Here is an 18,524-nt window from a genome sequence, read left to right as displayed (position 1 = left end):
TCATGGAGGAATCCGTGCGCGCAAGATCAACGCGTGTAATCAAGTGCCGTAATTTGACTAGAGGTTTAGAAGAAAAGACAGTCCTTGACTTGTGCAAGCCAAGTGCACTATGCGGAGCCGACGTTCGCTTTACGAACCTGCTCGCGGCCTATGCCTCCACCCCATGACTCCGTGCGCCCCCCGTGCAACCCCGTACCGTGGGTTAGGTCACGCTTACCAGGCCTCCCGTTCGGGCATGCACGCGAAGAGAGTCGAACGGCACGCCTCAGCCCCCGAAGTCTTCCTAGGACACGATTGCCATGCCTCGTCCGACTGCCGCACAGCTCGTTTACGGTTCCTGCACCGTGGTCTTCTCCACGCTCGCCATGCTGCTGCTGTCCCAGACGGGTTCGGGCGTCGGGATCACCGTCATCGCCCTCGCGGCGCTGGCCCTCGGGCTGCTCGTGGCGATGACGGTGCCGCTGCCGACGGTCCGCACCGCCGAGGCACCGGCCGAATCCGCCGAGTCCGCCTCCCAGGAGCAGCCGGTGTCCACGTCCCTGTGAACGGCGCACGCATCAGCGGCGGGTCCGTGCTCCACCGGGACCCGCCGCTGTCGTATGCCCACCCATGACACCTCGCTCAACGGGTGGTGACCACCACCGTCTTGGCCGCCTTGTCGTGCAGGCCCTGTTTGTACGGCTTGTCGAAAAAGCTCCAGCCGCCGCAGATCGCCGTCCAGATGCAGGCGCAGCAGAAGGCGAACGGCAGCCACAGCACCAGGGCGCGGATCAGGTTGGCCTGCACCGAGGGGGTGGCGCCGTCCTCCAGGTTCGCCACCCGCATGCCCAGCCACTTCTTGCCGAGGGTCTGGCCGAACCTGGCCATCATGAAGGTGTCGTACGCGATGTAGAGCACGGCCGCGACGACGGACTGCGCGACGGACCGGCCGACCTCGATGTGGTCGCCGTCGACCTGGTACTCGCGCACTCCGAACGCCCAGGTGAGCAGCACGACGACGATGCCGACGAGGATCATGTCGACGATCCGCGCGAGCGTCCGCCTGCCGCTGTCGGCGAGCGGCGGCATGCCGGCCAGCGGGTCGGCGGGGTAACCGCCGGCGCCGTAGCCCCCGTGGGGGCCACCGCCGTAGGGAGGGGGTTCGGGGCCGCCGCCGTACGGGGGCGGCGGCTGGCTGCCGTAGGGCGGTGGCGGCTCGCCGCTTCCGTACGGGGGCGGCTCGCCACCGCCCGGGGGCTGGCCGCCGCCGCCCGGGGGCGGAGGCTGGCCGCCGCCCGGCGGCGGGGGCTGCTGGGCGCCGCCGGACGGGGTGTCGTACGGCGAGCGCGGCCCCTGCCCCTGGTCAGACGGGGGCCGCTTGCTGAACGGGTCGTCCTCGGGTGGCTGCTCTCCGGAGCCGGGGGGCGGTTCGCTGCTCATGGCCCGAGTGGACCGCGAACCCCCCGGCTCCGCATCCGGCGGACGGCCGTACGGAGTACCGGGGGCGGGGCCTCGGGGCCGGGGCCGTCCGGTCAGCCGGCGACGAAGGTGTGGGCCGCCTTGTCGTGCCAGCACTGGTGCCAGGGCCGGTCGAACAGGCACCACAGCACGCCCAGGATCCCGATGCCGAGCAGCCCCGGCACGCTGTAGACCAGCCAGCGGCGCAGCGCCGGGCCGAAGGCCGGGGGCTCGTGCGCCTCGATGTCCCGCACCTGAAGGCCCATCAGCTTCTTGCCGAGGGTGCGGCCCCACTTGGCGGTCGGCAGCACCTCGTACACGACGCCGACGAGCAGCAGGACGGCGAGCACGATGCCGAGGCTGGTGGCGGTCGTGCCGTCGAGCAGCCAGACGGTCACCTCGCGGCCGGACAGCTTGGCCGCGTCGATCTTCTCCTGGACATGGTCGAGGACCTTCGTGCCGAGCGGTACGGCGGCGACGGCCGTCACCGCGCCCACCACCAGGCTGTCGATCAGCCGGGCGGCGAACCGCTTGCCGAGTCCGGCGGGGCGGGCGGCGGCCTGGCGGCGCGCGGCCGCCTGGAACGGGTCCTCCACCGGCGGCTTCCACGGCGCCACCGGCTGCTCGTCACCGCCCGCCAGCTGGTGCACCTGCTGCGCCCAGGAGGCCTGACCACCGCCGGGCCCGCTGGTCAGCGGGGTGGCCGGGGCACCGCCCTGAGCCGGCACCGAGGGCGCCACGGCGGCGGGCGCGGGCTGCCCCGGGTGGGGTGCCTCCGCGGCGGCGGCCCGCTCGGCGGCGGCCTTGCCGGCGCCGAAGCCGGGGCCGGAGGCCGGGGAGGCGGGGTTCGAGGAGGAACCGGCGGAGGGCGGGGTGGGCGCGCCGACGGGGCCCTGCGGCCCGAACCCACCGGGCGCCGGCCCCGGACCGGAGGCGTGCGCGCCGAATCCGGCACCGGAGGCCGGCGGGCCGTAGCCACCGGGCGCCGCGGACGAACCGGCCGCAGCCGCGTCCTGGCCGCCCGCGCCCGCTCCGGGAGCGGGCGCGCCGAATCCGGAGCCCGCACCGGAGGCCTGGGGGCCGGACGCGGGCTGCGCGCCCCGTTGGCTCTGGCCGGGCACCGGGCGGAAGGTCATCGTGCCGTCGTCCTGCACCGCCGCGGGCCCAGGGACCGGCCGGCGGAAGATGAAGGTGCCACCGGGGTCCGGGCCGTCGCCCTCGCCCGGCGGGATCGGGGCCGTGCCGTCGGTGAGGCCGGCCCGACCGGCCGGCTGTGCCGAGCCCTCCGCGGGCACCCGCGGGTCGGCGCCCCGGGCGGTACCCCGCTCGCCGTCCCCGGCGGAACCGGACCGCCCCGCGGACCGGCCCGCGCCGGTCGGCGCCGCGCCCTGGCCCCCGGCGTCGGCCCGGCCTGCCCGATCGTCGCCGTACCCGCCGTGCCCCGCGCCGCTCCGGGCGCCGGCTGCCCAGCTGCCGGAGCCGTCCTGGGCGGAGCGGGCCGGGGCCGGGTCCTCGTCGAAGAAGTGCGGGCCCGTCTCCTCCACCGCCGCGGGCGCGGCGCGGACGCCGGGCGGCGGGGTGAGCGGTTCGCCATCCTTCGGCGCCGGCCGGCTGGTGCCGGGCACCCAGGAGGCGCCGTTCCAGTACCGGACGTATCCGGGGATGGACGGGTCCGGGTAGTAGCCCTCGCGGGGCCTGTCGTCACCTGGGGCCGGGGTTGGGGCGCTCATGTCCGTCGTCCCGTATCTGCTCGGGGGTGGGATGGGGGCCTCCACATCTATCAGACCGGGGCAGTCCTCAGCGCCAGTCCCGCCGGACCCACTCCTTTCCGGGCAACGCCGTGCCGGACTCCCACAGGTCTGCGGGAAGAATTTTCCCTAACCCGCGTAATGGCCCGGCCCCAGTCCTCTCTCCCCTGGTGCGGGCCCGTTCCGAGCGGTCCCGGCCCGCGCAGACGAGGAAAGGAACGCAGGTCATGGAACACACCGTGGTGGAGCGGGAGCTGGAACTGAGGCTCATCCTGTCGCCGGAGCGCAGCATCCCGGTGCCGGCCCGGCTGGGCTACCGCTCCGACGATCCCTACGCCGTCCACATCAGCTTCCACATCAACTCCGGCTCCCCCGTCAACTGGACCTTCGCCCGCGACCTGCTGGTCGAGGGGGTGTTCCGGCCGTGCGGGCACGGGGACGTGCGGGTGTGGCCGACGAAGGTCGAGGGACGCACCGTCGTGCTGATGGCGCTCAGCTCACCGGACGGCGACGCGCTGCTGGAGGCGCCGGTCCCCCAGGTGTCGGCCTGGCTGGAGCGGACGCTGCGGGCGGTGCCGCCGGGAGAGGAGGGCGGGCAGCTGGGCATCGACGACGCGCTCGACCAGCTGCTCGCGCAGTGAGCCGAACGGGCTCAGAGGACCTTGCCGGGGTTGAGGATGCCCAGGGGGTCGAAGGCCTGCTTCACGGCGCGCTGCATCTCGACGCCGACCGGGCCGATCTCCCGGGCCAGCCACTCCTTCTTCAGGACGCCGACGCCGTGTTCGCCGGTGATGGTGCCGCCCAGTTCCAGGCCGAGGGCCATGATCTCGTCGAAGGACTCGCGGGCGCGCCGGGACTCGTCGGCGTCCTGGGCGTCGAAGCAGACGGTGGGGTGGGTGTTGCCGTCGCCGGCGTGCGCGCAGACGCCGATGGTCAGGTCGTACTTGGCGGCGATCCGCTCGACGCCCTCCAGCATCGCGCCGAGCTGCGAGCGGGGCACGCACACGTCGTCGATCATCGTCGTGCCCTTGACCGCCTCCAGCGCGGTCAGCGAGAGCCGCCGGGCCTGCAGCAGCAGCTCGGACTCGGCCGCGTCCTCGGCGGGGACGACCTGGGTGGCCCCGGCCGCCTCGCACAGCGCGCCCACGGCAGCGAGGTCGGCGGCGGGGTCCGGGGTGTCGAAGGCGGCGAGCAGCAGCGCCTCGGTGGTCTCCGGCAGGCCCATGTGGGCGAGGTCGTTGACGGCCTTGACGGTCGTACGGTCCATCAGTTCGAGGAGGGAGGGGACATGACCTCCCTCCATGATCCGGCAGACGGCGGCGCAGGCGGCGGCCGCCGAGGGGAACTCCGCGGCCAGCACCAGCTGCTGCGGAGGCCTGGGCCTGAGCGCGAGCACGGCCCGTACGACGATGCCGAGCGAGCCCTCGGATCCGACGATGAGACGGGTCAGGTCGTAGCCGGCGACGCCCTTCGCGGTGCGGCGGCCGGTGGACATCAGGCGGCCGTCGGCGAGGACGACGTCCAGGCCGAGGACGTACTCGGCGGTCACGCCGTACTTGACGCAGCACAGGCCGCCCGAGCCCGTGCCGATGTTGCCGCCGATGGTGCACATCTCCCAGCTGGAGGGGTCCGGCGGGTAGTACAGGCCGTGTTCCTCGACCGCGCGGGACAGGGTCGCGTTGATCACGCCCGGTTCGACGACGGCGATCCGGTCGACGGGGCTGATCTCCAGGATGCGGTCCATCCGGGTGAGGGACAGCACGATGCAGCCGTCCGTGGCGTTGGCGGCGCCGGACAGGCCGCTGCGGGCGCCCTGCGGGACCACCGGGACGCGCAGCTCGGTGGCGGTGCGCATGACGTGCTGGACCTGTTCGACCGTCCGCGGCAGGACGACGACGGCCGGGGCGCCGGCCGGGCAGAAGCTCGCCATGTCGTTGGCGTAGGAGGCGGTGACGTCGGGGTCGGTCAGCACGGCCTCGGCGGGCAGGCCGACCAGGAGCCGGTCGGTGAGGTTGCTGGTTGCCTCGTCGCGGGGGGCTTCGATGCGGCTCATGATCACAGGGTCGCACCCGCGCCCATCGGTGTGAACCCCGTCCGTCCTCCGCTTGGTCCACCCGGATGTGATCGTCGTATTGACGCACAGTGAGGACCATGGACAACCGAGTGGGTGTGCCGGGTACGTCCCTGCCGAGCGAGCCGCCGGCGCCGCGCCGCTCCCGGCGGTGGCCGCGCCGGGTGCTGGTCACCACGCTGGCCGGTGGCGTGGCCGCGGGCGCGGTGCTGATGCTGCTGACCGAGGAGCGGCCGTACGGGGCGGTACCCCCGCCCGCCGCCGGTCCGCAGGCCCAGGCCCAGGCGGCACAGGCGCTGACGGCGGTGACCTCGGGGCTGCCGGCCGCGCTGCCGCAGCTGGGGGCGCTCATCGCGCAGCAGGAGCAGCGGGTGCGGGCGCAGCCCCGGGACGCGCGCGCGTGGGCCGTGCTGGGGGCCGCGTATGCGGCACGGGCGCGCCGGACGGCCGACCCGGCGGACTGTCCGCGGGCCGAGCAGGCACTGCAGACCTCCCTGCAGCTGCGGGCGGCGCAGAACACCGAGGCACTGGACGGGATGACCGCGCTCGCGCTGGCGCGCCGGGACTTTCCGGCGGCGAAACGGTACGGCGAGCAGGCGCTGCAGGCGACGCCGAAGCGGTGGTCGGCGTATCCGCCGCTGATCGAGGCCTACACCGGCCTCGGCGACTACCAGAACGCTCGCTCCACGCTGGACAAACTGCTGGGGCTGCGCACCGGCGCCGCCGCCCGGCCCGCCGTGATGGCACGGGCCGCGGCGGTGTACCGGGACCGGGGCTGGCGCGAGGACGCGGTGGCCCAGCTGACCGATGCGGCGGCAGCCGCCGGCACCCCGGCCGAGCAGGCCGCCTACACGAGCGCGCTCGGGCAGCTGGCCTGGGAGCGCGGGGACTTCCCGGACGCGCTGCGGCACTTCGAGGCGGCGGTACGCCTCGATCCCGACCAGGAGGCGGCGCTGGCCGGACGGGGCCGGGTGCTGGCGGCGCTGGGCCGCACGACGGAGGCGTACGAGGCGTACCGGGCGGCACTCACCCGGCACCCGGTGGCGCGGGACGCCTATGAGCTGGGCGAGCTGTACGAGGCGCGCGGCATGACCGAACAGGCCCGGGAGCAGTACGACCAGGTGAAGGAGCTGGTGCGGCGCGGGATGGCGGCCGGGATCGACGAGGAGGTGCTGATCGGCCAGTACGAGGCGGACCACGGGGACCCGCAGGAGGCCGTGGAGCGGTTGCAGGAGGAGTGGCAGCGCCAGCCGGGCATCGAGGTGGCCGACGCGCTCGGCTGGGCGCTGCACCAGACCGGCGACGACGAGGAGGCGCTGACCTACGCCACCACCGCGACGGACGCGACGAAGGGCGGAGGGGTGCGCAGCGCGCTGTACGCCTTCCACCGGGGTCTGATCGAGCTGGAGCTGGACGAACCGGCCCTGGCGCGCCGGCACCTGCAGGAGGCGCTGCGGTTCAACCCGGCCTTCTCGCCGCTGCAGGTTCCGGTGGCGCAGGAGGCGCTGCGGGCGCTGGGCGAGGTACCCGAGGAGCCGGCGCCCAGCGCATAGGGGCCGCCGTTACAGGTTGCCCCGCTTCTCCTGCTCGCGTTCGATCGCCTCGAACAGGGCCTTGAAGTTGCCCTTGCCGAAGCCCATCGAGCCGTGCCGCTCGATGATCTCGAAGAAGACCGTCGGCCGGTCCTGGACCGGCTTGGTGAAGATCTGCAGCAGGTAGCCGTCCTCGTCGCGGTCGGCGAGGATCTTCAGCTCACGCAGGGTCTCGATCGGCACCCGGGTGTCGCCGACCCACTCGCCGAGGGTGTCGTAGTAGGAGTCGGGGGTGTCGAGGAACTCGACGCCGCCCGCGCGCATGGTGCGGACCGTCTGCACGATGTCGTTGGTGTTCAGCGCGATGTGCTGGACGCCGGCGCCGCCGTAGAACTCCAGGTACTCGTCGATCTGGGACTTCTTCTTGGCGATCGCGGGCTCGTTGATCGGGAACTTCACCTTCAGGGTGCCGTCCGCGACCACCTTCGACATCAGCGCGCTGTACTCGGTGGCGATGTCGTCGCCCACGAACTCCTTCATGTTCGTGAAGCCCATGACCTTGTTGTAGAAGGCCACCCACTCGTTCATCCTGCCGAGCTCGACGTTGCCGACGCAGTGGTCGATGGCCTGGAAGGTGCGCTGGGCGGGCGGGGTGACCATCGGCTTCGCGGCGACGTAACCGGGCAGGTAGGGGCCGTCGTAGCCGGAGCGGTCGACCAGGGTGTGGCGGGTCTCGCCGTAGGTGGCGATCGCGGCGAGGACGACGGTGCCGTGCTCGTCCTTCACCTCGTACGGCTCGGCGACGCCCTGCGCGCCGTGCTCGATCGCGTAGGTGTACGCGGCGCGGGCGTCCGGGACCTCGATGGCCAGGTCGATGACGCCGTCGCCGTGCTCGGCCACGTGCCGGGCAAGGAAGCGGCCCCAGTCGGTGCTCGGCTTGACCACCGAGGTGAACACGAAGCGGGCGGAGCCGTTCTCGAGCACGTAACTGGCGGTCTCGCGGCTGCCGTTCTCCGGGCCGGAGTACGCGACGAGCTTCATGCCGAAGGCGGTGGAGTAGTAGTGCGCCGCCTGCTTGGCGTTGCCCACGGCGAAGACGACCGCGTCCATTCCCTTGACCGGGAAGGGGTCGGCCTGCCGTGCGGTGTCGGGAGTGTGGTGTGTGGTCTGCGTCATGCCGGAAGGGTGGCCCCGCTCTGCAAGGTGCGCAATAGTTGGCGTATTCACTGGGCAATATGTTCAGTGGTACAGCCGCACCGACGGACTTTCTGTACAGGATGACCATCCCTGGAGGCGCCGTGGCGATCGATCGTCTGGACGGGCGGATCATCGTGCTCCTCGCCCGGGAGCCACGCATCGGCGTGCTGGAGATGTCCCGGCGGCTGGGGGTCGCGCGGGGCACGGTGCAGGCGCGCCTGGACCGGCTTCAGTCGAACGGAGTCGTCCGCGGCTTCGGCCCGCAGGTGGATCCGGCGGCCCTCGGATATCCGGTGACGGCTTTCGCGACGCTGCAGATCCGCCAGGGCCAAGGACCCGACGTACGCGCGCACCTGGCGACCGTGCCGGAGGTGCTGGAGCTGCTGACGACCACCGGCAGCGGGGACATGCTGTGCCGTCTCGTGGCCCGCTCGAACGCCGACCTCCAGCGGGTGATCGACCGGGTCATCGGTTTCGAGGGCATCGTCCGCGCCTCCACGGCGATCGTCATGGAGAACCCCGTTCCCCTGCGCATCATCCCCCTGGTGGAACAGGCGGCGGAGGACCGGGAAGGGAGCTGAGCGGCGTCAGCAGCTCGGTACCGAATCCTTGTGCTTCTCCAGGGCCAGCAGGGAGTTCACCGCGTCCTTGAGGGTGGTCACCGGCACCAGGCGCAGGCCCTTCGGGAGTTCCGCCCTGGCGTCGGCGCACTCGGCCTTCGGTACCAGGAAGACCGTCGCCCCGTCCCGCCGGGCGGCCTGTGTCTTCAGGGCCACCCCGCCGACCGCGCCGACCCTGCCGGCGGCGTCGATCGTGCCCGTACCGGCGATGGTGCGGCCGCCCGTGAGGTCGCCGCCGCTGCCGTCGCCGTGCAGCTTGTCGATGATCCCCAGGGTGAACAGCAGACCCGCGCTCGGGCCGCCCACGTCGGCGAGCTTCAGCGTCACCCTGACCTTGTCCGCGCTGAGCCCGAGGTACCCCAGCGCCGCCTGGGTCGCGGCGTCCTGGGACTGCCGCATCTGGGCCTCGTTGTGCTGCTCGATCTCCTTGACCGTGTCGCCGCTCGGGTAGACGGCGTCACGCGGCATCACGGCCCGGTCGGTGCGGAACCAGTTGCCGGCCACGTCGCCGAGGGTCACCCTGGCGTCCGGGCCGGTCGCCATGATCGTGACCATCCGCAGCTGCCCGCGGGTCGTCCGGACCGGCGCACCGGAGACGGTGATCACCTGGGTGCCCCGGTTCGTGCCGAGCACGTTCGCCGTCATGCCGGGCTCGGCCACCGAGAACGGCAGCGGCGCGAACGCCGCCGTGGCCAGCAGGGCCACGAGGGGCAGCGCGCAGACGGCTACGGCCTGGGAACGCGTGAGACGAGAGAGCACAAGTTCAATCTAACGTGACCACCGTCCGTGCCTTATGCCACGTAGAGGTCCCGGCGTTCCCGGGTGAACCGCCGCAGCGCCCCGGGAAGCGGTTCGATGCCGATGCCGGGGCTGGCCGGTACCGGGAGGTGGCCGTCCTCCAGGACGAACGGCTCGGTGATGTCCTCGGCGAAGTAGCGGGAGGAGGCGGAGGTGTCCCCGGGCAGGGTGAAGCCGGGCAGGGCGGCCAGCGCCAGGTTGGGGGCGCGGCCGATGCCCGTCTCCAGCATGCCGCCGCACCACACCGGCACCCCGTGCGCGTGCGCCACGTCGTGGACCCGGCGGGCCTCCAGGTAGCCGCCGACCCGGGCCGGCTTGACGTTCACCACCCGGCAGGCGTCCATCGCGATCGCGGAGGCGGTGTCGCGGGCGTGGTGCAGGGACTCGTCCAGGCAGACCGGCGTGCGCAGGCGCTTCTGCAGCTGGGCGTGGGCGTACGGGTTGTTCTCCTCCAGCGGCTCCTCGATCAGCAGCAGCCCGAACTCGTCCAGGCGCCGCAGATGCTCGGCGTCCGCAAGGGTGTACGCGGTGTTGGCGTCCACCTGGAGGGGGAGGCCGTCGCCGAAACGGTCGCGGACCGCGCGGACCGGCTCCACGTCCCAGCCGGGCTCTATCTTCAGCTTGATGCGCACGTAGCCCTCGGCGAGGTAGCGCTCGACGTCGTCCAGCAGCTCGGGGACCGAGTTCGTGATGCCGACGGAGACCCCGGCCGGCACCCGGTCCCGTACCGCCCCGAGGAACACGGCGAGCGGCATGCCGTACGCGCGCAGCTCGGCGTCCAGCAGGGCCGTCTCCAGGGCCGCCTTCGCCAGTTCGTGCCCCTTGATCTTCGCCAGGGCGGGAGCGAGCGCGGCCGTGGTGAGGTCCGGGAGGGCGGCCACGCGCGGGATCAGGAAGTCGCGCAGCACGGTCTCGGCGCCGGCGACGAACTCCGAGCAGTACAGCGGTTCGGGGTCGGCGGCGAACTCGGACCAGCCCTCGGCGGTGTCCGTGACGGCCCGCAGGAGGAACGTGTCCTTGGTCGTCATCGTGCCGAACGAGGTGCGGAAGGGGGTGACGAGGGGGATCGCCACGTGCACGATCTCGACGCGTTCGAGCTTCATGCCGCGGCCCCCTCACGGGTGAGCGCGTACCAGCCGTCGCGGGACATGCCGGTGGCCCGGAACCCCTCCCCGAAGGCGTCCAGGAACACGTCGCGCACCGCGTGCCGCCAGCGCAGCGCCAGCTCCGGCTCGGCGGCGCGCAGTTTCACGACGTCCTCGGGCACCCGGCACCAGACGTACCGGCCGGCAGGGTCCCGGCGGGCGAGCGGGTCGCCGTCGGGGGCCCTGCGGATCACGGGCGCGCCGGCGTGTTCCGGCGCCTCGTACGACCGGACCGGCGCGGTCAGGTCCCAGGTCACCGTCAGCCGGTCGCTCTCGTCGCCGTCGTTCACCCCGTCGGTCATGGGGCCGTAGAAGTCGACCAGGTACTCCGTGCCGACGGCGCCCAGCTTGGCCAGGTTGAAGCGGGCGTTGCGGCCGACCAGCGGGTCGAAGGTCCAGCGCATGGTGCGCGCGCCGAGCCCGGCCGCCCACTCGCGCTGGGCCAGCTTCACGGCGTGCCCGAGCCCCCGGTCGGCGGCGGCCACCAGCGAGTACGTGCCGCGTTCGGCGCCGAGGACGGCGACCGCCGCACCGGCGAGCCGCTGCCCGTCGTAGGCGGCGTGCACCGCGCCGCCCGCGTGCACCAGGCTGTGCAGGACCTCCGCGGGGTAGGGCGGGGCGGTGCGGGGTGTCTGCCAGACGTCGCTGAAGTAGCCGGCCACGGCGGCGAGGCCTGCCACGTCGTGGACGGTACGGATGGTGACTCCTGCTGTCATGGCACGAGTCTCGAAGGAGCTGGCCCCGTGCGTGTTGTGCGAGCGGCCAAGGGATGCGTAGGTTCGTTTCACCATCCGCCAACAGCCTGCTCGGGGACCCTCATGGACGTCTGCACCCTCGGTGACCTCCTGGACGTCGTCGGCGGCCCCGCCCTGCGCCTGCACACGGCCCCCGCCGGTCAGGCCGTACCGGTCACGGAGGCGGTGCTCTACGACGGCCGCACCCCGCTGCCCCGGCTGCCCGGCGCGCTGCTGCTGGCGGTCGGCGTGGCGGCGGACGAGGCCGGGCCGCTGCTGCGGGCGGCCGCGGAGGCCGATCTGACCGGCGTGGTGGTGCGCGGCGCGGACGGGCCGGTCGCGGAGGCGGAGGCGCACGGCGTGGCCCTCCTGTCCGTCGCCGAGGACGCCGCCTGGCATCACGTGCATCTGCTGCTGGCCTCGGCCATCGCCGCCCGGCCCAGCGCGGCGGCCCCCGACAGCGGGCTCGGCGACCTGTTCGCGCTGGCCGACGCGATCGCGACGGCGACCGGCGGGGCCACCGCCGTCGAGGACCCCCGGCAGCGGATCCTCGCCTACTCCACGGTCCCCGGCCAGCCGATCGACGAGGACCGCCGGCAGGGCATCCTCGGCCGTCAGGTACCGACGGACAGCACGGAGAACACCGAGCAGTACCGTCGGCTGTTCGCCGCCGACCGCCCGCTCAGGCTGCCCGCGCTGGCCGACGGGGACCTGCCCCGCCTGGCGATGCCCGTGCGGGCGGGCGGGGAGACGCTCGGCTCGGTGTGGGTGGTCGACAGCGGCTCGCTCGCCCCGGACGCCGAGGACACCCTCGCCCAGGGCGTCTCGACGGCCGCGCTGCTCCTGCTGAGGGCGCGTGCGGCCCGGGAGCTGGCCCGGCACCGGGGCGGCGAACTGCTGCGCCGGCTGCTGGACGGCACGGCGGCGGACGCGGCGACGGCCGCCGAGCGCCTGGGCGTCACCGGCCCCGCCCGGGTGGCGGCCTTCGTGCTGGACTCCGCCGCGAGCGTCCCGGACGCCGAGCGGACGGCGTCACGTCTGCTGGACCTCGTACGGCTGCAGGGCGAGGCGCGCTACGGGCGGCACGCGGGCGTGCTGGTGGACGGGGTGGTGTACGCGGTGCTGCCGGGCCCCGGTGAGCGGCACAGGAGGCTCGCCGAGGACATCGTGGCGCGGGCCGGGCAGGCCCTGCGGGTGCCGGTGCGGGCGGCGCTGGGCGAGGTGGTGCCGGACGCGGAGGGCCTCGCCCACTCGCGGGCGGACGCGGACCTGGTGCTGCGGGTGCTGGACGCGGAGCTGCCGGTGGCCACGGTGGACGAGGTCCGGGCGCGCGTGACACTGCTGCGACTGGCCGAAGTGATGGGTGAGCGGCGGGAGTTGAACGCGGGCGCGTGGCGGCGGGTGCTGGCGTACGACGCCGCGCACGGCACCGAGTACGCGCGCACGCTGGTCTGCTGGTTCGACGCGGGCTGCGACATGGCGGGCGCGGCGAAGCTCCTCGCCGTGCACCCCAACACCTGCCGCTACCGCCTCAGACAGCTCCAGCAGCACGCCGGGGTCGACCTGGACGACCCCGACGAACGGCTGGTGCTGTGGCTCCAGTTGCGGACGCTGGCGGGGCTCAGACCAGCCAGGCCCTGAGCCGGTCCTCGCAGGAGTGCAGGTGGTCGACGGGGACGTACTCCCCCGCCGTGTGGGCGAGGGACGGGTCCCCGGGGCCGTAGTTGAGCGCGGGCACGCCCAGTGCGGCGAACCGGGCGACGTCCGTCCAGCCGAGCTTGGGTCTCGGCTCGGCACCGAGCGCGGCGACGAGGGCGCCGACCCGGTCCAGATGCGGCAGGGCACCCGCGACGACCTCGGTGACGCGCACCTCGTACTCCGGGAAGAGCCCGCGCACGTACGCCTCCGCCTCGCCCGCCGAACGGCTGGGTGCAAAGCGGCAGTTGACGGTGACGACACACTCGTCGGGTACGACGTTCCCGGCGACCCCGGCCCGTACGGCGACGGCGCCGAGCCCCTCCCGGTACTCCAGCCCGTCGATCACCACGCGCTCCGGCCGGTGCGCGTCGAGCCGCCGGAGGACCTCGCCGGCCTTGTGGGCGGCGTTGACGCCCTGCCAGGCGCGGGCGGTGTGGGCACGGACGCCCTCGACCACGATGTCGGCGGTGAGGATCCCCTGGCAGCCGGCCTCCACGCCGGCGTCGGAGGGTTCCATGAGAAGGGCGAGTGAGGCGTCGGCGAGCAGGCCGGGCCGCTCGGCACCGATGCGGGCGAGCCCGTTCCTGTCCCCTTCCACCTCCTCGCACTCGTAGAAGACGTAGGTGAGATCACGGGTGGGTGCGGGCACGGTGGCCGCGAGCCGCAGGGCGACGGCGACCCCGCCCTTCATGTCGCAGGCGCCGAGCCCGTACACCCGGCCGTCGGCGAGCCGGGAGGGCAGGTTCCCCGCGGCCGGGACGGTGTCCAGGTGACCGGCGATCAGGGCGCGTTCGGGGCGCCCGAGACCGGTGCGGGCGACGACGGAGTTGCCGACCCGGTCGACGGCGAGGTGGGGCAGCCCGCGCAGGGCGTTCTCGACGGCGTCCGCGATGACGTCCTCCCGCCCGCTCTCGGAGGGCAGGTCGACGAGGGCGCGGGTGAGGCTGACGACGTCGGCGGTGACGTCGAGTCCGGGGACGGTCATGCGAGGTCTTCCTGGGGCCGGCGGAGCTTGGAGTGCCGGATGCCGTAGAGGCCGTAGACGACGAGACCGACCGCCATCCAGGCACCGAACGCGATCCAGGTGCCGGCGCCCAGGCTGCCCAGCATGTAGACGCAGAAGCCGACCCCGAGGAGGGGCGTGACGGGCGAGAACGGCACCCGGAAGGAGCGCGGGACGTCGGGGCTGCGCCGGCGCAGCAGCACGACCGCCAGGTTGACCAGCATGAACGCGAAGAGGGTGCCGATGCTGGTGGCGTCGGCGAGGCTGCCGAGCGGGACGAGGGCGGCGAGGACGGCGATGAACGTCGACACGATCACGGTGTTGGCGCGGGGCACCCCGGTGCGGGGATGCACCTTGGCGAACAGGGGCGGCACGAGACCGTCCCGGGCCATGGCGAACAGGATGCGGATCTGCCCGTACTGCACGGTGAGCACCACGCTGGTGGTGGCGACGACCGCGCCGACGGACAGCAGGACCGGCCACAGGTTCCCGCCGCCGACGGACCGGACGAGCACCTCGCTGAGCGTCGCCTCCGTCCCCGCGAACTGCTTCCACGGCATCGCGCCGAGCGCGGCGACGGCGACGAGCACGTACAGGGCGGTGACCAGGACGAGGGACAGGATGATGGCGCGCGGCAGGTCCCGCTGGGGGTTGCGTGCCTCCTCACCCGCGGTGGAGGCGGCGTCGAACCCGATGTAGGAGAAGAAGAGCGAGGCCGCTCCGGCACTCATGCCGGCGGCGCCGAGCGGGAAGAGGGGGTGGAAGTTCCCGGCGCGGAAGGCGGTGAAGGCGACGGCGCAGAAGAGGACGAGGGCCGCGATCTTGACGCCGACCATGACGGTGTTGGCGACGGCGCTCTCCCTGGCGCCGCGCAGCAGGACGACCATGGCGAGTACGACGATGAGGGCGGCCGGGATGTTCAGGGTGCCCCCGGCCCCGGGCGGCGCGCTGAGCGAGTCGGGGAGGGTGACGCCGAAGGTCAGGTCGAGCAGTTCGTTGACGTACTGCCCCCAGCCCACCGCGACGGCGGCGACGGAGACCCCGTACTCCAGGATCAGACACCATCCGCACACCCAGGCGACGAGTTCGCCGAGGGTGGCGTAGGCGTAGCTGTAGGAGGATCCCGAGCCGGGGATCATGCCGGCCAGCTCGGCGTACGACAGTGCGGAGAACAGGGCGGTGACGCCGGCCAGCACGAAGGAGACGACGATGGCGGGGCCGGCCTCGGGCACGGCCTGGCCCAACACCACGAAGATGCCGGTGCCGAGGGTGGCACCCACGCTGAGCAGCGTGAGCTGGGCCACGCCCATGGTCCGCCTGAGCGGGCTGCCGGCGGCTTCGCCGACGAGGCGTTGCACCGGCTGGCGCCGGGTGAGTGGTGCGGTCCGCGATCTCTGCCGGCCGGCCTCCGGCCGGGTACCCACTGTGTCCACCGCGCTGTTCCCTCCGCCTCGGGGCTGTATGGCCCTTGATGATGCGGAGGGGGACGGGGTGGCGGGGTGGGCGGATCGGCCAAAGGTGCGGGTCGCTCATTGGCCGGATGGGCAAAGGGCCGGCGAGGGTGATCAGCCGGGTGCGGGTCCGCCGTGGCCGGTCGCGCGGTTCCCCGCACCCCTTCGGGTGCTCAGCGCAACGCCTCCGCGACCTCGCGCGCCGCTTCCACCACCCGCGGTCCCACCCGCTCCGGCACGGAGTCCGCCAGCATCACGACGCCCACGCTGCCCTCGACCCCCGTGACCCCGACCAGCGGCGCAGCGGCGCCGCTCGCCCCGGCCTCCAGCTCACCGTGCGTGAGGGTGTACCCGGGATCCACGGCCGGCGACTGCCGGGCCGCCAGGATCGCCCTGCCCGCGGCCCCCCGGTCCAGCGGGTGCCGGAACCCGGCCCGGTACGCCACGTGGTAGTCGGTCCACGTCGGCTCGACCACGGCGACGGCCAGCGCCTCCGTCCCGTCCACCAGCGTCAGGTGCGCCGTCGCGCCGATGTCCTCGGCCAGCGACCGCAGCGCGGGCAACGCGGCCTCCCGCACCAGCGGGTGCACCTGCCGCCCGAGCCGCAGCACCCCGAGCCCCACCCGGGCTCGCCCGCCCAAGTCACGTCGCACGAGGGCGTGTTGTTCCAGCGTGGCGAGCAACCGGTACACGACCGTACGGTTCACACCCAGTTTCGTGGACAGCTCGGTGACGGTCAGCCCGTGGTCCGTGTCGGCCAGCAGCTTGAGGACGCGCAGTCCCCGGTCGAGCGTCTGAGAGGTCTCCGCGGTCACGACGCCCACTCCTTTGGTGGTGAGGCCGGCGGCCCCCGGGCAGCGGATGCGTCGTCGAGTCCCGTCGGCGACGCGCTTCAGAGGCCGCCGATCGGCAGAACGGCCCGGCGGCTCCGGGCCATGTCGCTTCACGGCTGCGCTCCGCGGCGGCGCTGCCACGGGGCGTGTGCGTAGCGGGACAGTAGCGAAGCCGGTTCGCTGAGCGGAAGTCTCAGTCCAGAATCCGGGCAAGAGCAGTTCCGGCCTGCCTGGATTCGTCCGGATACGCACACCGGGCACATGTTCGGCCCTGGCCCTCACTTCATACGTGTGGCCCACTCCTGCACCTTGGCGATCCGCTGCCGCAGCTGCCCCGCCGTGGCCTCCGCGCTGGGCGGCCCCCCGCACACCCGGCGCAGCTCGGTGTGGATCACGCCGTGCGGCTTCCCGCTCTGGTGCACGTACGCGCTGACCATCGTGTTGAGCTGCTTGCGCAGCTCCATCATCTCCTTGTGCGTGACCACCGGTCGCCGCTCGGCGGGCAGCTCCAGCAGGTCGGCCTCGGTGTCCGGCTTCTTCCGGCTGTGCGCGATCTGCCGGGCCTGCCGCTTCTGCAGCAGCAACTGCACCTGCTCGGGTTCGAGAAGGCCCGGGATGCCGAGGTAGTCCTGCTCCTCCTCGCTCCCCGGGTGGGCCTGCATGCCGAACTCCGCGCCGTCGTACAGCACCCGGTCGAAGACGGCGTCGGACTCCAGCGCCTCGAACGGCAGCATGTCCTGCTCGCCGGTGTCCTCGTCCTGCTGCTTGTTCGCCTCCTCCATCTCCTTCTCGGATTCGGCGTACGGGTCCTCCTCGCCCTCCTTCTTCGGCTTGTCGAGGGCGTGGTCGCGCTCGACCTCCATCTCGTTGGCGAAGGTGAGCAGGTCGGGGACGGTCGGCAGGAACACGGAGGCGGTCTCGCCGCGCCGCCGGGACCGTACGAAACGCCCGACGGCCTGGGCGAAGAAGAGCGGGGTGGAGATCGTCGTCGCGTACACGCCGACCGCGAGCCGGGGCACGTCGACGCCCTCGGACACCATCCGCACGGCGACCATCCAGCGGTCGTTGCTCTCGCTGAACTCGTCGATCCTCTTCGAGGCGCCGGCGTCGTCGGAGAGCACGAGCGTCGCCTTCGTGCCCGTGATCTCGCGGATCAGTTTGGCGTACGCGCGCGCCGAGTCCTGGTCGGAGGCGATGACGAGGGCACCGGCGTCCGGGATGGCCTTGCGGACCTCGGTCAGCCGCTGGTCGGCGGCGCGCAGCACGCTCGGCATCCACTCGCCGCGCGGGTCCAGTGCCGTACGCCAGGCCTGGCTGACCGCGTCCTTGGTCATCGGCTCGCCGAGCCGGGCGGCGATCTCGTCACCGGCCTTCGTACGCCAGCGCATGTTGCCGCTGTAGGAGAGGAAGATGACCGGCCGGACGACCCCGTCCGACAGGGCGGACCCGTAGCCGTAGGTGTAGTCGGCGGCGGAGCGCCGGATGCCGGCGTTGTCCTCCTCGTACGTCACGAAGGGGATGGGGTTGGTGTCGGAGCGGAACGGCGTACCGGTCAGCGCGAGCCGGCGCGTGGCGGGCTCGAACGCCTCCAGGCAGGCCTCGCCCCAGGACTTGGAGTCACCGGCGTGGTGGATCTCGTCGAGGATGACGAGCGTCTTGCGCTGCTCGACCCGGTTGCGGTGCAGCATGGGCCGGACACCGACACCGGCGTACGTGACGGCGACGCCGTCGTACTCCCGGCCGAGCGGCCCGGCGCTGTACTCGGGATCGAGCTTGATCCCTATTCTTCCGGCCGCCTCGGCCCACTGCTTCTTCAGGTGCTCGGTCGGCGCGACCACGGTCACCTGCTGCACGACGTGGTGGTGCAGCAGCCAGGAGGCGAGCGTCAGCGCGAAGGTCGTCTTGCCGGCGCCGGGCGTGGCGACGGCGAGGAAGTCACGCGGCTGCTCCTGGACGTACTTCTCCATCGCCCCCTGCTGCCAGGCACGCAGCTTGCTGGCGGTACCCCAGGGCGCGCGGCCCGGGAAGGCGGGCGACAGGTGGTGGGAGTGGGCGGAGGAAGCGGCGGTGGTAGTCACGGTCTCCGTTGGATCGGGGCTCGGGCGGCTCGCTGTCGGGGCCTGGACGGCCCGGCTACGTATGACAACCGGGCCACCCTACCGGCGCCGCCCCACCACCGGCGCCCGTACAGGGCCGGGTCGCCGACGGATGGGATCCACGTCACATCACGGCGATTGCAGGAGCGCCACGGCCTCTT

At 73.1% G+C, this 18,524-nt stretch carries 16 protein-coding genes; 5 read left to right on the top strand and 11 right to left on the bottom strand.

Annotation, left to right across the window (positions count from 1 at the left end; translation table 11 throughout):
• The first annotated feature begins 299 nt into the window (after positions 1-299).
• On the top strand, positions 300-545 hold the full coding sequence (locus tag ACZ7HQ_RS32700; protein ID WP_470997832.1) for a hypothetical protein: 246 nt from the start codon (positions 300-302) through the stop codon (positions 543-545).
• Positions 546-621: 76 nt separating this feature from the next.
• Here the strand turns inward: ACZ7HQ_RS32700 and ACZ7HQ_RS32695 are convergent, their stop codons facing one another.
• Both ACZ7HQ_RS32695 and ACZ7HQ_RS32690 read right to left on the bottom strand, forming a co-directional pair.
• Positions 622-1,419, bottom strand: a complete 798-nt coding sequence (locus ACZ7HQ_RS32695) for an RDD family protein (protein ID WP_470997829.1) — start codon at positions 1,417-1,419, stop codon at positions 622-624.
• A gap of 92 nt (positions 1,420-1,511) precedes the next feature.
• Positions 1,512-3,167, bottom strand: coding sequence for an RDD family protein (locus tag ACZ7HQ_RS32690; protein WP_470997826.1), 1,656 nt, complete (start codon positions 3,165-3,167; stop codon positions 1,512-1,514).
• Between the two features lie 245 nt (positions 3,168-3,412).
• Here ACZ7HQ_RS32690 and ACZ7HQ_RS32685 point away from each other — a divergent pair, with 245 nt between their 5' ends.
• Complete coding sequence (locus tag ACZ7HQ_RS32685) at positions 3,413-3,826, top strand: SsgA family sporulation/cell division regulator (protein WP_470997824.1); 414 nt, start codon at positions 3,413-3,415, stop codon at positions 3,824-3,826.
• A gap of 11 nt (positions 3,827-3,837) precedes the next feature.
• On the opposite strand, the gene ACZ7HQ_RS32680 is transcribed toward ACZ7HQ_RS32685, so the two are convergent.
• Complete coding sequence (locus tag ACZ7HQ_RS32680; protein ID WP_470997821.1) at positions 3,838-5,244, bottom strand: FAD-binding oxidoreductase; 1,407 nt, start codon at positions 5,242-5,244, stop codon at positions 3,838-3,840.
• A gap of 92 nt (positions 5,245-5,336) precedes the next feature.
• On the opposite strand from ACZ7HQ_RS32680, the gene ACZ7HQ_RS32675 reads away from it, so the two are divergent.
• Positions 5,337-6,809 (top strand): tetratricopeptide repeat protein, encoded by a 1,473-nt coding sequence (locus ACZ7HQ_RS32675; RefSeq protein WP_470997818.1) that lies wholly within the window; start codon positions 5,337-5,339, stop codon positions 6,807-6,809.
• Between the two features lie 9 nt (positions 6,810-6,818).
• Here the strand turns inward: ACZ7HQ_RS32675 and hppD are convergent, their stop codons facing one another.
• The gene (gene hppD, locus ACZ7HQ_RS32670; RefSeq protein ID WP_470997815.1) at positions 6,819-7,964 is read right to left on the bottom strand and encodes a 4-hydroxyphenylpyruvate dioxygenase; all 1,146 of its coding nucleotides are present in this window, start codon (positions 7,962-7,964) and stop codon (positions 6,819-6,821) included.
• Positions 7,965-8,086: 122 nt separating this feature from the next.
• Here hppD and ACZ7HQ_RS32665 point away from each other — a divergent pair, with 122 nt between their 5' ends.
• Complete coding sequence (locus tag ACZ7HQ_RS32665; protein ID WP_470997812.1) at positions 8,087-8,566, top strand: Lrp/AsnC family transcriptional regulator; 480 nt, start codon at positions 8,087-8,089, stop codon at positions 8,564-8,566.
• Positions 8,567-8,572: 6 nt separating this feature from the next.
• On the opposite strand, the gene ACZ7HQ_RS32660 is transcribed toward ACZ7HQ_RS32665, so the two are convergent.
• From ACZ7HQ_RS32660 to ACZ7HQ_RS32650, 3 genes are read right to left on the bottom strand one after another with little or no spacing between them, the layout of a single operon-like run.
• The gene (locus ACZ7HQ_RS32660) at positions 8,573-9,364 is read right to left on the bottom strand and encodes a S16 family serine protease (protein ID WP_470997809.1); all 792 of its coding nucleotides are present in this window, start codon (positions 9,362-9,364) and stop codon (positions 8,573-8,575) included.
• Positions 9,365-9,396: 32 nt separating this feature from the next.
• Positions 9,397-10,506 carry an o-succinylbenzoate synthase gene (gene menC / locus ACZ7HQ_RS32655; protein ID WP_470997806.1) on the bottom strand — a complete coding sequence of 370 codons (1,110 nt, stop codon included), beginning with the start codon at positions 10,504-10,506 and terminating at the stop codon, positions 9,397-9,399.
• Entirely contained in the window at positions 10,503-11,264 is a 762-nt protein-coding gene (locus tag ACZ7HQ_RS32650) for a chorismate synthase (RefSeq protein WP_470997803.1), read from the bottom strand. The genes menC and ACZ7HQ_RS32650 overlap by 4 nt, the downstream gene beginning before the upstream one ends.
• A gap of 102 nt (positions 11,265-11,366) precedes the next feature.
• Between ACZ7HQ_RS32650 and ACZ7HQ_RS32645 the strand changes: the two genes are divergently transcribed.
• On the top strand, positions 11,367-12,923 hold the full coding sequence (locus tag ACZ7HQ_RS32645; protein ID WP_470997801.1) for a PucR family transcriptional regulator: 1,557 nt from the start codon (positions 11,367-11,369) through the stop codon (positions 12,921-12,923).
• Here the strand turns inward: ACZ7HQ_RS32645 and dapE are convergent.
• From dapE to ACZ7HQ_RS32625, 4 genes are all read right to left on the bottom strand, one after another.
• Positions 12,904-13,965, bottom strand: coding sequence for a succinyl-diaminopimelate desuccinylase (gene dapE, locus ACZ7HQ_RS32640; protein WP_470997798.1), 1,062 nt, complete (start codon positions 13,963-13,965; stop codon positions 12,904-12,906). The two genes, ACZ7HQ_RS32645 and dapE, sit on opposite strands and share 20 nt — an antisense overlap.
• Positions 13,962-15,416 (bottom strand): amino acid permease, encoded by a 1,455-nt coding sequence (locus ACZ7HQ_RS32635; RefSeq protein ID WP_470997795.1) that lies wholly within the window; start codon positions 15,414-15,416, stop codon positions 13,962-13,964. The genes dapE and ACZ7HQ_RS32635 overlap by 4 nt, the downstream gene beginning before the upstream one ends.
• Positions 15,417-15,607: 191 nt before the next feature.
• The gene (locus ACZ7HQ_RS32630) at positions 15,608-16,249 is read right to left on the bottom strand and encodes an IclR family transcriptional regulator (RefSeq protein ID WP_470997792.1); all 642 of its coding nucleotides are present in this window, start codon (positions 16,247-16,249) and stop codon (positions 15,608-15,610) included.
• A gap of 296 nt (positions 16,250-16,545) precedes the next feature.
• Entirely contained in the window at positions 16,546-18,345 is a 1,800-nt protein-coding gene (locus ACZ7HQ_RS32625) for a DEAD/DEAH box helicase (protein WP_470997789.1), read from the bottom strand.
• Positions 18,346-18,524: the final 179 nt, after the last annotated feature.

This window comes from Streptomyces sp. NPDC037290 (genome assembly GCF_055603245.1).
This window is presented reverse-complemented; position numbering and strand designations above follow the sequence as displayed.